The following is a 14,735-nucleotide window of genomic DNA, read 5'->3' as shown; positions in this document are numbered from 1 at the left end:
GGGTTTTTCTGTTCTGCGACGACCGCCCCGAAAAGGCGGTCATCGCGAAGAATCAGTGTGCAGCCGGTGCTGCTGCAGGGGCCGGGGCCGCAGCCGGTGCGCCCTCTGCCGGGGCGGCAGCGCCTTCCGCCGGGGCAGCGCCCGCGGCGGGTGCGGCGCCTGCTGCCGGAGCAGCGCCAGCGGCCGGCGCGGCATCAGCAGCGGGCAGCGGCAGGTTGGAACCCTGCGTGTTCAGATAGGCGATCAGATTGGCACGATCTTCAGCCTTGCCCAGACCGGCGAAGCTCATCTTGGTGCCCGGTGCGAAGGCCTTCGGGCTCTTCAGCCAGGCGTCCATGTTTTCAAACGTCCAGGTACCACCGTGGCCCGAAAGCGCGCTGGAGAAAGCGAACCCGCCAGCCCCATGGCCGATCGGAGCACCCACCATACCCTGAAGATTCGGCCCGATACCGTTCGGCCCACCCGGCGCGATCGTGTGGCACGATACGCACTTGCCGAACAGCTTTTCACCCTTCGCGGGATCAGCCGATGCGAGAAGCGTGTTGAGCGAAGGTCCGGCTTCGCCTTCACCTTCCGCTTCGACACCTTCGATTGCATAACCCATTTCGTGGGGGCGATGCACCTTGTCAGCTTCAAAGTATTTCGCACTGACACTGGAGAAACCAAGTGCGACGACGCCAGCGAAAAGCGTCCAGCCTGCAATGGTATTGAAACGGTCGTCCATCCGAAAGAACCTGCGGTTATAGATTTCTGCGCGTCGCTCTAGTGTCGACTTGCAGTATTCGCAAGGCCCATTGCAGATTTGCCACGCAGCGCCTAGCGCTCACCCCATGCACAGCTTCCCCGAACCCGCCCTTGCCCTCGTTGAAAAAATGACCGCCGCGGCGGCTGCCGATCCGGCGCGCGCCATCGCTTTTCAGGGTGCGCCGGGCGCCAATTCGCACCGGGCAGCACTGGATTTTGCACCCGATTGCCTGCCTTTGCCGTGCTTTGCATTCGAAGATGCACTCGATGCCGTGAAATCCGGGCAAGTGGGCTCCGCGATCATTCCGATCGAAAATTCGCAACATGGCCGGGTCGCGGATATCCACTTTCTTCTTCCGGAAAGCGGGCTGTCGATCGTGGGCGAGTATTTTTTGCCGATATCCTATGCGGTCATGGGATTGGGCACGGGGCCTTTCACCGCCGCGTACAGCCATCCGCAAGCGCTGGGCCAGACGCGCAGATATTTGCGCGAACATAACATCGTGCCGATGTCCTATGCCGACACGGCCGGTGCCGCCGCCTACATCAAGGAAATGGGCGATCCCCATGCCTGCGCGATTGCCCCCCGCATCGCGGCGGAACTCTATGACCTGACGATCGTGGACGAACAGGTTGCCGATGCAGCGGACAACACCACGCGATTCGTCGTGCTTGCCCGCGAACCGCTCGATCCGGCCAGCCTTGCCGGGATACCGGCGATGACAACCTTTGTCTTTGAAGTGAAAAATACCCCTGCGGCCCTGTACAAGGCACTGGGCGGCTTTGCGACCAATGGGGTCAACATGACCAAGCTGGAGAGCTACCAGAAGGGTGCCAGCTTTGCCGCCACGATGTTCTATGTCGACATTATCGGTGCACCGGGTGATCCCGCACTGGATCGGGCGCTGGAAGAACTTGCATTTCATTGCAAGGAGTTGCGCATACTCGGGTCTTACCCACAGGCACGCCAGCGCGGGTAAATCGGGATGCCTTGCGCAGGCCAGCCAGCCATGCCACCACTGCACCCGTGACAAGGGGAACCATCGCAAACGCCGCGGCGCAGGATTGGGAGGCGATACGCGCCGATCCCGATATCCAATATTCCCCCGTAACACCTGCCGAGGTGCCACCACCGCCACAATGGCTCCAGGACCTCCAGAAATGGCTGGGCGATCTGCTGCGCCCCTTGGGCGAGGCGTTGGGGGTTTCCTGGCCTGTGCTGAAATGGGTGCTGATCGGTCTTGCGGTACTGTGCATTGCAGTGATCGCCTGGCGGCTCATCGCCCCGCTCCTGGGGATGCGGCGCAAAACCCGGCCGGAGGAGGCAGAGTGGTCCCCTGATCGTGAAGAGGCGCTGGCCCTGCTGGAAGATGCGGATGCATTGGCAGCAGCGGGCCGATTCGATGAAGCGACGCACCTCTTGCTGATCCGCAGTGTCGGCCAGATTCACGCCGCACGCCCGGAATGGCTGGAACCCTCCAGCACCGCGCGCGAAATCGCCGCGCTACCGGCCCTGCCCGAACGGGCCCGCAGCGCTTTCGCCGCGATTGCCGAACGGGTGGAACGCAGCCTGTTCGCGCTGCGCAATCTCAATGCGGAAGACTGGCGCGTGGCCCGCGATGCCTATGCCGACTTTGCCCTCGCCCGGATAGATGGCGCCCAACTCGACCGGGAGGCCGCGCGTTGAGCACCCGCGCAGGCAACCCCTTCAGCCAACGCGCCGTGCTGGGCATGGTGCTGTTTGGTGCGATTGCGTTCCTGCTGACGCTCTATTTCATCGGCATGGACGAGATGGGGAACAACCCCAACGATAGCGGCGGCCATGCCAGCGCCGAGGGCCTGAATGGTTATGCTGCACTGGTGCAACTGATGGAACGCCGTGGCCACACAGTCACCGTGTCCCGCAGCGAAGGCGATCTCGCCAACACCGGCCTCCTGATTCTCACCCCGCCGCATGGCGCAAAAGGCGAAGATCTGGCCCGTATTGTCGAGGCCCGCCGTTACGCCGGGCCGACTATCGTGATCCTGCCCAAATGGATGGCCAGCGCGCTGCCGAAGGATCAGAAAGGCGTGAAACAGGGCTGGGTCGAACTCTACGGGCCACAACTGCCCAATTGGGAAGGGTTTGCCGACGACGTGACAGTCGCGCTGGGCGAATCAAACACATGGCGCAGCGCCCATTTTTCCGGAAAACTGCCGGCACACGATCATGTCCTGTCGGGCAGCAGCCCCGCGCTGGTTCCGCTGGTGCGCGATGGCGATGGCCAGCATGTCCTGGCCGGGTTCATGCAGGATGACGGATACTACTCCGGGCTCAACGTGATCGCCGGTGTCGATCAGTTCAGCGGCGGCGATAACGAAGAGATATTCCCGCTGATCTTCGTGTTCGAACCCGACCTCCTGAACAATTACGGCATGGCAAACCGCAGCAATGCCATGCTGGCGGAAGAACTGGTCGATGCCGCGCTCAACGGCGAAGATGGGCCGATCTATTTCGATCTGACGCAGAACGGCATGGGCCGGTCGATGAACCTGCTGACGCTGGCGTTCACACCGCCGTTTTTGGCGGCGACCCTGTGCCTGATCATCGCCGCGATCGTGGTCGGCTGGCGGGCATTGCGCCGCTTTGGCCCCACGCTGGCGGAAGGCCGCGCGATCGCATTCGGCAAGCGGCAACTGGTTGAAAATTCCGCCGGGTTCATTCGCCGCACACGACGCCTGCATTTGCTCGGGCCGCCCTATGCCACACTGATGCGCAAGCGCATCGCCCGGACACTGGGCCTGCCATGGCAGGAAGACAGCGCCGCAATGGACACCCGGATCGACGCGGCCCTTTCGGCACGCGGCGTCCACCAGACCCCATTCCATGCCCTGACCGAAAAGCTCGGCCATGCACGCAGCCAGAACGAACTGCTGCGCGCGGCCGAAGCACTTAAAAACGTTGAAAGGATGCTCGGCAGATGACCATGACCCTCGACCAGTTGCGCGGCCTCACCGATGCCATCCGCGCGGAAGTGGGCAAGGCCGTGATTGGCCAGCGGGATACGCTGGATCACCTCCTGATTGCGCTGGTGAGCCACGGCCACGTCCTGCTCGAAGGCCCGCCCGGGGTCGCCAAGACCTTCATGGCGCAATGCTTTGCCCGGTCGCTCGGGCTGGATTATGGCCGCATCCAGTTCACCCCCGATCTGCTGCCCGGCGATATTCTGGGGTCCAACCTGTTCAACTTTCAGACCAGCCAGTTCACGCTGACGCGCGGCCCGATTTTCTGCGAACTGTTGCTGGCCGACGAAATCAACCGCACGCCGCCCAAGACCCAGGCCGCGCTGCTTGAGGCGATGCAAGAACGCAGTGTCACGCTGGACGGCGAACGCCATGCCCTGCCTGACCGTTTCCTTGTGGTGGCAACGGAAAACCCCATTGAAAATCAGGGCGTCTATCCCCTGCCCGAAGCGCAGCTCGACCGTTTCCTGTTCAAGCTGCTGGTGCCCTATCCCAGCGCCGAGGAAGAAGCGGCCATCGTCACCCGCTTCGGCGAACATGGCGGCCCGGCGAAGCCGGAGGATTTCGGCATTGGCGCAGTTACCGATGCGGCCACGCTCGCACAGGCCGTGCAGGCGGTGAAAGCCGTAACGATCGCCCCGGAAATCATCGATTATGTCGTGCGTCTGGTCCGCGCCACGCGCGAAAGCACCGATCTTGCCACGGGCGCCAGCCCGCGCGCTGCCGTGATGCTGGCCAATGCCGCACGCAGCCGCGCCGCCTTGCAAGGGCGCGATTACGTCCTGCCTGACGATGTGAAGGCGCTGGCCACAGCCGTCCTGCGCCACCGCCTGCTGCTGTCGCCCGCTGCGGAAATCGAAGGCCGCCAGATCGAGGTGCTGGTTGCCGAACTGATCGAACGGACCGAGGCACCGCGCTAGGCGCGCGCCGGTGAGAACAACGCCATGATCGTCCCGACCGCCCGGACCGCCACGCTCGCCGCGCTTGCCGCGCCGCTGGCGCTGGTCGTGGCCGCCGTTGCGCCGGGGGCGTGGGTACTGGTGCCCGCCGCAGGGGTGGCTTTGCTGGTTCTGGTCCTGCTGGATGGGTTGGCGGCCGGGCGGTTGGACGATGTCCGGCTGATTGCGCCCGCCGATGCCGAAGTCGGGGAACCACTCGAAGTTACGCTTCTGGCCGACATTTCTGGCAGACGCGGGGGCAGCGCACCACAAGCCGCCCTGCAATTCGATCCCCGTCTGGCGGAAGGCGGGCGGGCGGATGTCGTCCTATCCCCCGATGGGCAAGCCGATACCTGGCGCGGCACGGCTACGCTCCAGCCCAATCGCCGGGGAACCGGCGCAATCGAACAGTTCTGGCTGCGCTGGCCTGGCCCGATGGGATTGGCCAGTCGGCAGATCACCCGTTCGCTAAGTCAGCATGTGCGCATCTGGCCCGATCTTTCCCCCGTCCGGTCCCCGGCCTTGCAAGTGTTTCTGCGCGATGCGCAGTTCGGGCTGATCGCACGCCGTATCCGCGGCGAAGGTAGCCAGTTCGAATCGCTCGCCGAATACGAACCGGGCATGGATCGTCGTCGGATCGACTGGAAGACCAGCGCCCGCCAGACCCGCCTGTTCGCCCGCGAATTCGAAAGCGAACGCAACAACCCGATCATTTTCGCCTTCGATTGCGGGCAGGCGATGTGCGAACCCATCGATGGCTTGCCGCGCATCGACCGCGCGGTTTCCGCCGCGCTGACCGCAGCCTATGTCGCACTGAAAGGCGGGGATCGGGTTTCGCTGTTCGGATTTGCCCGCAAAGTGGAACTGTCGACGCCGTTCGTTACCGATGCGCGCGCCTTCCACCGGCTGCAAAGCGCGGCGGCGGGGCTGGATTATCACGCGCAGGAACCCAATTTCACACTGGCACTGGCAACGCTGGCGGCGCGGCTGGAACGGCGATCCATGATCGTGCTGTTTTCCGACTTTTCCGATCCGACCAGCGCGGAACTGATGATCGAAAGCGTAGGCCGCCTTGTGCAGCGCCACGTCGTGCTGTTCGTCACCATGGAAGATTCGGAACTGGACGCCATGGCCGCAGCCGATCCCGAGGATCTGGGCAAGCTGGCCGTTGCCGTGACCGCCGACACCCTTTCCCGCCAGCGGGCACTCGTGCTGCAGCGCCTGCGCCAATTGGGCGTGGATGTGATCGAGGCGCCGTGGGATCGCATCGGTTACCGGCTGATCGACCGCTATCTGGATATCAAGCGCGCGGGGAGCATCGGATGAAGCCGCCGATCCTGTCATCTCTGTTCGGCCGCCGCGAAATCGAGGCCCCGCCCGATATCGCAGCAGCGGCCCTGCGTTCCGATCGCTTCCGCCTGGAACGGGAAGGCGAATGGAAACGGCTGGACGAAATCGTCTCGCGCATGGAATCGGGCCGTATCCGCAAACTTTCGGACGAGGATGTGCTCGCCCTCCCCGCGCTATATCGCACGGCCGCCTCCAGCCTTGCAGTGGCGCGCGAAACCACGCTCGATGCCGCAACGCTGGCCTATCTGGAATCGCTCGTGCAACGCGCATGGTTTCAGGTCTATGGCCCACGCACCACCTTCACCGGCTGGTTACGCCGCTTTCTGGGTGGCGGGTGGAGCGAAAGCGTCCGTTCCATCGCGCCCGACCTGCTGATCGCGCTGGCTGTCATGATCGCTGGCACTGTCGTCGGCTGGCTGCTGGTCGCGAATGACGTGCAATGGTTTCACGCGCTGGTTCCCCCGGAATTTGCCGATGCCCGCCGACCGGGGGCTTCGGCAGAAATCTTGCGGTCCAGCCTGTTCGGCCATGATTCAGGGGCGAACGGCCTGTCGGCCTTTGCCGCCTATCTGTTCAGCAACAACGCACGGGTAGCGATTCTGGCTTTCGCACTGGGGTTTGCTTTCGGCATTCCCTCGATCCTGCTGCTGATCCATAACATGGCGCTGCTGGGGGCGATGCTGTGGCTCTATCACAATGCGGGGCTTACGCTTGATTTCGTGGCGTGGCTTTCGGTCCACGGGACAACCGAATTGTTTGCGATCCTGCTGGCTGGCGGCGCCGGGATACACATCGGACGCACGATGGCCTTCCCCGGCAATCGTTCGGTTCTGTCCGCCGCCGCAGAAAGCGGGCGCCGCGCCGCGCAAGTGATGAGCGGCGTGGTCCTGATGCTGGTGATCGCCGCCTTCCTCGAAGGGTTTGCGCGCCAGTTGATCGACGACACCCCGGGCAGGCTCACCGTTGGCGGATTCATGCTGGTCGCCTGGCTGGCCTATTTCATGGCAGCGGGCCGACGCCGCGCCGGGGGTGACTGACCATGGCCAGCACCCCCTATTACGCCGCAGACAGCAAGCGCCGCCGCGAACTGATCACGCCCGAAGGCCTCAGCCTGCCTCTGACTGTGGCCGGCCGCGGCGCACGCGTAGGCGCGTTGATCATCGATTTCATCCTGATCAACGTGGTGATGATCGTCTTCACCCTGTTCCTGCTCTATCTGGCGTTTGGCGTTCTCGGCCTGTCGGAAGGCGGCAACGCGGAAGGGATGTTCAGTTCGCTGGAATTCCTTGCGGTGCTGTGGCTCGTCTCGATGTTCCTGTTTCGCTACGGCTACTTCGTCTACTTCGAACTGGGCCCGCGCGGTGCCACGCTGGGCAAGCGTTTTTGTGGCATCCGCATTGCCGCCCGTGATGGAGGGCGTCTGACGGCAGAGGCCGTGATCGCGCGCAATCTGCTGCGCGACATCGAACTGTTCCTGCCCATCCTGCTGATTGCCGGTGCGCAGGAAGGCGATGGCGGGCTGGCAGGCATCGCGGCATTGGCATGGTTTGCTGTGTTCATGCTGTTCCCCTTCTTCAACAGGGACGCCATGCGCGCGGGCGATCTCATCGCGGGCACCTGGGTGGTGGAAGCCCCCCGGCACAAGCTGGCCACCACGATGTCCGCCGCGGAAGGTGCGCGCGGGCCTTCACGCGCCACGGGCACCGTCTACAACTTCGGTGAAGCGGAACTTTCGGTTTACGGCGAATACGAATTGCAGACACTGGAACGTGTCCTGCGCGAAGGGCGGCAGGAAGCCATGGTGACCGTGGCGGAAACCATTTGCGGCAAAATCGGGTGGAATGCGGGAACCGGCGATGAACGCGCTTTCCTCGAAGCGTTCTATACCCAGTTGCGAGCACGGCTGGAGCGTGACATGCGCTTCGGCAAACGCAAGGCCGACAAGTACTCCTGAGGTTCACATGATTGATATCACCCGGCGTAACGCCTTGATGGGGACAGCCGCGCTCGTCCTGTCCGGTTGTGTCGGCAGAACCGCGCATGCCGCCGACCTGCATGAACGGCTCGGCGCGATCGAGCGGGCGGCAGGGGGCACTCTGGGCGCCTATGTCCTCGATACCGCCAGTGGCGAAGGCACGGGATGGCGGCAGGATGAACGGTTCGCCCAATGCTCCTCCTTCAAGCTGTCGCTCGCAGCACTAGCGCTGCATCTGCAAGAAGCCGGGGAGATAACGCTCAACGAACGTATCGCGTTCACGAAGGCCGATCTGCTGCAACATTCACCAGTCACCAGCCAGAATCTCGATACGGGCATGACCATCGGTGAACTGGCGCAGGCAACGATGGTGACCAGCGATAATGCCGCAGCCAACTTGCTGCTGCACCGCTTTGGCGGCCCGGAAAGGCTTACCGCATTCTGGCGCGCGCTGGGTGACGACACCAGCCGGCTAGACCGCTACGAACCTGAACTCAACGATGTGCCGCCGGGGGAAATCCGCGATACCACCACCCCGGTCGCTGCGGCCCACACCCTTGCCCGCCTGCTGACCGACAACGCGCTGCGCGAACCGTCGCGCGACACGCTGATACGCTGGATGATCGCGGTGGAAACCGGTGGCAAGCGCCTGCGCGCCGGATTGCCCGCAGGCTGGCGCGCGGGGGACAAGACCGGCACCGGCATCGGTCAGACCAATGCAACCTACGTCGATATAGGCTGGTTCGAGCTGCCTTCCGGCCAAATGGTCGTGGTCACGAGCTATTTTCGTCCGGGCAAGATCACCGGCACGATCGATCCCGGTGCCGAATTCGCCCTGGCCGAAGTGGGCCGGGTAGCTGCGGACTGGGCAATGGAGCAACGCTCATGATCCTACGCGCCATGCACGCAGACGATGTGCCCGAAATGGCCCGTTTCGCGCGACACAGCTTTGTCGAAAAGTTCGGCCATATCTATCATCCCGATGATCTGAACGGCTTCCTCGACAGGGTCTATTCCCCTGCCGCGATTGCCGGGGAACTGGCCGATCCCAAATTGCGCTTTCATTTGGCGACCGATGAAGCGGGCACGCTGGCCGGCTATTGCAAGATCGCGCTGGCCAGCAGCTTTGCCGAACATGCCCGCGGCAGCAAGGCGATGGAACTGAAACAGCTCTACGCCGATCCGGCGCGCACCGGGCAGGGTATCGGCGCCCGGTTGATGGATTGGGCCATGGTGCAATTTCATGACCGTGGCGCAGATGAAGTGCATATTTCGGTGTGGAGCGAAAACGACGGGGCGCAGCGTTTTTACGAACGTTATGGCTTTACCAAGCTTGCCGATGTCGATTTCTGGGTCGGCAAGCACCGCGACCACGAATTCCTTTACGCGCGAATGCTGTAACCCCATCAACGCTTCGGCGTGCCTGTCGCATCCATCATTGTCCGGCGAGGCCTAACAGCCTATATCGCCGCGCATGTCTTCCGTACGCCCCTGGCGCGATATCATGCGCCGCGAATGCCGCCAGATCATGGTGGGCAGTGTGCCTGTCGGCGGTGATGCGCCGATCACGGTGCAAACCATGACCAACACCCCCACATCGGATGCGGCGGCCACGATCGACCAGATCCGCCGCTGCGAAGAAGCGGGGGCGGACCTGATTCGCGTGTCCTGCCCGGATGAGGACAGCACGGCGGCGTTTCGCGAAATCGCACGCGCCGCGCAGGTGCCGCTGATCGCCGACATCCATTTCCATTACAAACGCGCGCTGGAAGCAGCGGATGCTGGGGCTGCCTGTCTGCGCATCAACCCCGGCAACATCGGCAGCAGCGATCGCGTGGCCGAAGTCGTGCGCGCGGCCAAGGCCAATGGCTGCGCCATCCGCATCGGCGTGAATGCGGGCAGTCTGGAAAAGCACCTGCTGGAAAAGTACGGCGAACCCTGCCCCGATGCACTGGTGGAAAGCGCGCTCGATCATATCAAGCTGCTGCAGGACCACGATTTTCACGAATACAAGGTCGCGGTGAAAGCGAGCGACGTGTTCCTTGCCGTGGCGGCCTATCAGGGGCTGGCCGATACGGTCGACTGCCCGCTGCATCTGGGCATTACCGAAGCTGGCGGCCTGATCGGCGGCACGGTGAAAAGCGCAATCGGTATCGGCAACCTGCTGTGGGCAGGCATTGGCGACACCATCCGCGTATCGCTTTCGGCGGAACCCGAAGAAGAAGTGCGTGTGGGCTTTGAAATCCTCAAGGGGCTGGGCCTGCGAACGCGCGGCGTGCGGGTGGTTTCGTGCCCTTCCTGCGCACGGCAGGGTTTCGACGTGATCCGCACCGTATCCGCACTGGAAGAACGGCTGCAACACATCAAGACGCCGCTTTCCCTCTCGGTTCTGGGCTGCGTCGTCAATGGTCCGGGTGAAGCGCGCGAAACGGATATCGGCGTCACCGGCGGCGGCAATGGCAAACACATGGTCTATCTGTCCGGGGTGACGGACCATCATGTGCAAAGCGCGGAAATGCTCGATCACATCGTCACGCTGGTGGAACAGAAGGCCGCCGAAATCGAAGCGCAGATGACCGATGCCGGAAACGTGACGGAGGCCCGCCCCGCGAACGGGCTGGCCTGATACCTTGTCCACCCGTCACGGGCTGCCCCTGCTGCATCTGCTGATCGCGATCGCAGTCATGGCGGTATGGGGCACCAATTTTGTCGTCATCAAGCTGGCCCTGAACCATCTGCCACCGCTGACCTTTGCGCTGCTGCGCTTCACGCTGGTGTTTTTCCCGCTGGCGTTTTTCCTGCCCAAGCCCAATGTTTCGTGGGGCAATCTGGCCTCCTATGGCCTGCTGATCGGTGCGGGGCAGTTCGGCATCCTGTTCACCGCCATGCGCAATGATATCACCCCGGGGCTGGCCTCGCTGGTGGTACAGGTGCAGGTGTTCTTCACCATTGGCCTTGCCATATGGCTGAACGGCGAACGGGTCTCCCGCTATCAGATCGTTGCCCTGTTGCTGGCGGCAGCGGGGGTGGGCAATATCCTGATGCACACCGATGGCAGCGCTACCCCGCTGGGGATCGCCATGGTGCTGCTGGCGGCGCTCTGCTGGGCCGGTGGCAATATCGCCGCACGGCACGGCGCGCCGGACAACATGTTGTCCTATGTCGTGTGGTCGGCGCTGTTCGCGATCCCGCCGCTGGCGGTTTTCGCGCTCGTGCTGGAAGGTCCGCGCGCCATGGCCACCGGCATCGCCGCTGCCGATGGCTGGACCTGGGCGGCGGTTGCCTGGCAGGCGGTGGGGAACACCATGTTCGGCTATGTGGCCTGGGGCTGGCTGCTCAACCGCCATCCCGCGGCCACGGTGGCGCCGCTGGCACTGCTCGTGCCGATCTTCGGCCTGGGATCGGCCGCACTGATTGTGAATGAACCGCTACAATTCTGGAAGATCGCATCCTTCGCAATGGTCATGGCCGGGCTGGCACTGGGGATGCTCTGGCCCGACCTGCGCCAATGGTTACGCCTTGCCGGAAAGACCGGCGGCGCCCGGTAACCGCATCTTAACCATGCGATTTAACCGAGACCTTCTGCAAAATCGCCTATGGTGCCTGCCATGCTGACACGTCACCTGCCCTATCGCTGGCGCCGCAAGATCGAAACCGGCCGCCACGACCGCGCTATCAGAGCGATTCTGAACACCCCGCCGATCCGGCCTGCAAACGATGGGCTGGTGTTGTTTTCGATGATCGGTACGGCTGTCGTCCTGCCCTATCTGGTCGCGGTCAAATCGCTGTGGCACCAGTTGCAGCGCGGGCGCGTCGTTCTTCTCGATGACGGCACCCTGACCGCCAGCGACAAGGCCACACTCGCCCTGCATTGTGGCGATCCCGAAATCATCAATATCGCCAGCGTCGATACCGGCAACTTCCCCCGGGGCGGAACATGGGAACGCCTGCTGACCATTCTCGATCGCAGAACCGATGAATACTGGATCCAGCTCGACAGTGACACAGTCACCGTCGGGCCGCTGCCTGAAGTCGAACAGGCCATCCAGACAAATCGCAGTTACACCCTGCTGGGCGGCCCCGACGCGGAAGTGGGGGCCTTACTGCTCAGCGAGTTCACGCACCGCCTCTATCGCGATGGTCTGCAGGACGGCCATATCCAGTCCCGCGTCGAATCCGGCATGGCAACCATGCGTGCCGATCTCGGCTGGCGGTATATCCGGGGGTGCTCGGGGTTCGCCGGATTCGCCGCAGGCAATGCGGGCCGTCTTCTGGCCGGGGCCTTCCTTGCGGAAATGACCCGGCTTGTCGGCCCTGAGGATATCAGCATCTGGGGCACCGAACAGATCACCTCGAGCTTCGTCATCGCCAATGAGATGTCGCCGATCCTGCTGCCTTCCGCCCGTTATCTGAACCACTGGGGCACACCCTGGGAAAGCGACGCCAGCTTCGTGCATTTCGTTGGCACGCATCGTTACGACAACGACGCCTATGCCACCGAAAGCCGCAAGGTGATCGCCACGTTGCAAAACGCGGCGTGAAGCGCATTCCACAGAGGCACTTTAAAAAGCGCGTTTAAAGGGTTAAATTACTAACCTATGAGGCAGACGATCAAAGACACCGCCAGCAGGCGCACGTTCCTCAAGACTGCAGCGCTGGTCGCCGCCGGAACCGCCCTGCCCGCGAAAGTGTTCGCGCAAGCTTCTCCTGTCAGCACGCGCGACCGGGCGATCCTCACCGTGGCGAAGCGCGAGGTCGATCGCGCGGGCAATGCCCTGTGGCGCAAGGATATCGCCGGCATTGCCGACTATGGCGTGCCATCCAGCGTACCCCGCTTCCATTTCGCCAATCTCGAGAACGGCACGGTCCGCAGCTTCCTCGTCACGCATGGCAAGGGCTCCGACCCCGCGCATACGGGTTATCTCGAATCGTTTTCCAACGTGCCGGGATCGCTGGCAACCAGCCGCGGGGCCTATATAACCTGGGAATGGTACGTGGGCCGTTACGGCACTTCGATCCGCCTTGGCGGCCTCGAACCCGATAATTCCAACGCACTCAATCGCGCAATCGTGATGCATTCGGCCGGCTACGCCAGTCCCGAACATGTGGCCAAATGGGGCAAGCTGGGCCGCTCTGACGGCTGTTTCGCGATGAGCCCGACCGATTTCAACGAAGCCTTGTGGCACCTGTCAGGCGGGCGTCTGCTCTACGCCGACAGATTGGGACTGGTCTGACAACAGTCTGATAACCGGATGCCAGCGCGCCTCAGCGCACCGGCACCCGTTGCAGCAGATCAGGTCTGCAGATCGTCGACGATCTCGACCACTTTCTCATCCGTCCGCCGCGCGCGATTGGCCTGACGCGGTTTTTCAAAGCTCGCGAGCACCGGGGCATCGCGGGCATAGAGATCATTAAAGGTGGCCAGCTTGCCGTTGATGTCCTGCGCCATCGTGAAATAGGTAATGTACACCGGCACCTGCTTGACCATGGGCACGCGGGTATATTCCTTGGACTTGGAAATCGCGACGGCTTCTTCAGCAGAGGCGCCGCCACCGATAATCGCCATGGTGATCGCCATTTCCAGCGCGCGTTCCGTGCGGATACACCCGTGGCTGAGCGCGCGGCTATCCTGATTGAACAAGTTCCGGTTCGGCGTGTCGTGCAGGAAAATCGCGTGCGGATTGGGCATGTCCAGCTTGATCAGGCCCAGCGAATTGTTCGCCCCGGGCTGCTGCACCACACTGACGAAGCCATTCGCCCCGCGGGTAACCTTGTAGCCCTGCGCCCGGGCGGAGGCCGGATTGGCCAACAGGCGCGCGCCGAGCCCTTCGCCTTTCACAATGCTCTGCGGCACGGTCCAGGTCGGGTTGAAAATCACGCCTTCGACGATTTCGGCCAATTGCGGCGTCGCGGTCTTGCCCGGTTTGCCCACAATGGTGCGATAGGTGCGGATGATCTTGTCGTTGACAGTCAGCCGCAGCTGCATTTCCGGCACGTTGGTGATGAGATACTGTTTGCCCAGATCGCGCGCCAGCCAGCGCCAGCGATCCATATTCGCGCGAATCAGCGCGCGTTTTTTGGTTTCCGCCTTGGGTGTGGCGGCCAGTTCTTTCTTCAGGCGCGCATAGTCCGGATGCGTCGGGGCCAGATCCGCAAGCACGCCGTTAATGTCATGCGTGTCGAGCGCCCGCGTCATCAGGGCGGCGGTCGGCATGCGATCGGCATCGGGATCGATCACGAACCACTGCTTCCGGGCCGACATCGGTGCGCGGCCATCGCGCAAATCTTCCACCAGCCAGGCAAAGCTCGTGCTGGCCGCCCGGTCGAGCGCATCGCCCTTGCCTGCGGCAATGGCATCGCGCAACGCCTGCGGCTGATAATCGGCTGGGATCAGCCCATCGTCGCCAATCTTTTCGATCGCGGCGAGCAACACTTTGGCATCGGCCACGTTCCACTGCTGCACGAGCGGCTGGGCCGGTGCGGCGGGGATCGCAACCGGCGCTGCAACTGGGGTTGCGGGGGCAGGGGCGGGCGTGGTGGACTTTGGCGCAGCCGTCGATGGCAGGATATCCTGTGGCGCAGCCGGCCCCTGTGCCTGAGCGGCAAGAGACGTCGTCAGCAGGGCGATCCCGCCCAGCAGGTTGAACCGCGTCGTGATTGTCATCCTTAAATAGCCCCAATTCCGATGGTTAGCCTGGGAACCCGAAGAGTTCATCGCGCAAACG

At 63.1% G+C, this 14,735-nt stretch carries 15 protein-coding genes; 13 read left to right on the top strand and 2 right to left on the bottom strand.

Going from position 1 to position 14,735, the window contains the following annotated elements; genetic code table 11:
• Positions 1 to 52: 52 nt before the first annotated feature.
• A complete protein-coding gene (locus EGO55_RS11990) occupies positions 53 to 724 on the bottom strand; it encodes a c-type cytochrome (RefSeq protein ID WP_021690140.1) in 672 nt (223 codons plus the stop codon).
• Between the two features lie 106 nt (positions 725 to 830).
• Between EGO55_RS11990 and EGO55_RS11985 the strand changes: the two genes are divergently transcribed.
• From EGO55_RS11985 to EGO55_RS11925, 13 genes are all read left to right on the top strand, one after another.
• Positions 831 to 1,724, top strand: a complete 894-nt coding sequence (locus EGO55_RS11985; protein ID WP_021690139.1) for a prephenate dehydratase — start codon at positions 831 to 833, stop codon at positions 1,722 to 1,724.
• Between the two features lie 47 nt (positions 1,725 to 1,771).
• Positions 1,772 to 2,431, top strand: a complete 660-nt coding sequence (locus EGO55_RS11980) for a hypothetical protein (protein ID WP_052023671.1) — start codon at positions 1,772 to 1,774, stop codon at positions 2,429 to 2,431.
• Positions 2,428 to 3,708, top strand: a complete 1,281-nt coding sequence (locus EGO55_RS11975) for a DUF4350 domain-containing protein (RefSeq protein WP_021690137.1) — start codon at positions 2,428 to 2,430, stop codon at positions 3,706 to 3,708. Before EGO55_RS11980 ends, EGO55_RS11975 begins: the two co-directional genes overlap by 4 nt.
• A complete protein-coding gene (locus tag EGO55_RS11970) occupies positions 3,705 to 4,667 on the top strand; it encodes an AAA family ATPase (protein ID WP_021690136.1) in 963 nt (320 codons plus the stop codon). The genes EGO55_RS11975 and EGO55_RS11970 overlap by 4 nt, the downstream gene beginning before the upstream one ends.
• A 24-nt stretch (positions 4,668 to 4,691) precedes the next feature.
• Positions 4,692 to 6,011 carry a DUF58 domain-containing protein gene (locus tag EGO55_RS11965; RefSeq protein WP_021690135.1) on the top strand — a complete coding sequence of 440 codons (1,320 nt, stop codon included), beginning with the start codon at positions 4,692 to 4,694 and terminating at the stop codon, positions 6,009 to 6,011.
• Entirely contained in the window at positions 6,008 to 7,072 is a 1,065-nt protein-coding gene (locus EGO55_RS11960; RefSeq protein WP_021690134.1) for a stage II sporulation protein M, read from the top strand. Before EGO55_RS11965 ends, EGO55_RS11960 begins: the two co-directional genes overlap by 4 nt.
• A 2-nt stretch (positions 7,073 to 7,074) precedes the next feature.
• Complete coding sequence (locus tag EGO55_RS11955; RefSeq protein ID WP_021690133.1) at positions 7,075 to 7,989, top strand: RDD family protein; 915 nt, start codon at positions 7,075 to 7,077, stop codon at positions 7,987 to 7,989.
• Between the two features lie 7 nt (positions 7,990 to 7,996).
• The gene (gene bla, locus EGO55_RS11950) at positions 7,997 to 8,899 is read left to right on the top strand and encodes a class A beta-lactamase (protein WP_021690132.1); all 903 of its coding nucleotides are present in this window, start codon (positions 7,997 to 7,999) and stop codon (positions 8,897 to 8,899) included.
• Positions 8,896 to 9,411 carry a GNAT family N-acetyltransferase gene (locus EGO55_RS11945; RefSeq protein WP_021690131.1) on the top strand — a complete coding sequence of 172 codons (516 nt, stop codon included), beginning with the start codon at positions 8,896 to 8,898 and terminating at the stop codon, positions 9,409 to 9,411. Before bla ends, EGO55_RS11945 begins: the two co-directional genes overlap by 4 nt.
• Before the next feature lie 73 nt (positions 9,412 to 9,484).
• Positions 9,485 to 10,636 carry a flavodoxin-dependent (E)-4-hydroxy-3-methylbut-2-enyl-diphosphate synthase gene (gene ispG, locus EGO55_RS11940; RefSeq protein ID WP_021690130.1) on the top strand — a complete coding sequence of 384 codons (1,152 nt, stop codon included), beginning with the start codon at positions 9,485 to 9,487 and terminating at the stop codon, positions 10,634 to 10,636.
• Positions 10,637 to 10,640: 4 nt separating this feature from the next.
• Complete coding sequence (locus EGO55_RS11935; protein ID WP_021690129.1) at positions 10,641 to 11,558, top strand: EamA family transporter; 918 nt, start codon at positions 10,641 to 10,643, stop codon at positions 11,556 to 11,558.
• Positions 11,559 to 11,618: 60 nt separating this feature from the next.
• Positions 11,619 to 12,551, top strand: a complete 933-nt coding sequence (locus EGO55_RS11930; RefSeq protein WP_124916778.1) for a hypothetical protein — start codon at positions 11,619 to 11,621, stop codon at positions 12,549 to 12,551.
• A gap of 57 nt (positions 12,552 to 12,608) precedes the next feature.
• Positions 12,609 to 13,244: a murein L,D-transpeptidase catalytic domain-containing protein gene (locus tag EGO55_RS11925; protein ID WP_021690127.1), complete on the top strand. Its 636-nt coding sequence runs from the start codon at positions 12,609 to 12,611 to the stop codon at positions 13,242 to 13,244.
• Between the two features lie 59 nt (positions 13,245 to 13,303).
• On the opposite strand, the gene EGO55_RS11920 is transcribed toward EGO55_RS11925, so the two are convergent.
• A complete protein-coding gene (locus EGO55_RS11920; protein ID WP_021690126.1) occupies positions 13,304 to 14,674 on the bottom strand; it encodes a L,D-transpeptidase family protein in 1,371 nt (456 codons plus the stop codon).
• Positions 14,675 to 14,735 lie beyond the last annotated feature (61 nt).

The organism is Caenibius tardaugens NBRC 16725, from assembly GCF_003860345.1.
GTDB lineage: Bacteria > Pseudomonadota > Alphaproteobacteria > Sphingomonadales > Sphingomonadaceae > Caenibius > Caenibius tardaugens.
The sequence above is the reverse complement of the archived record's forward strand: the minus strand, read 5'-3'. Positions and strand labels throughout refer to the sequence as shown.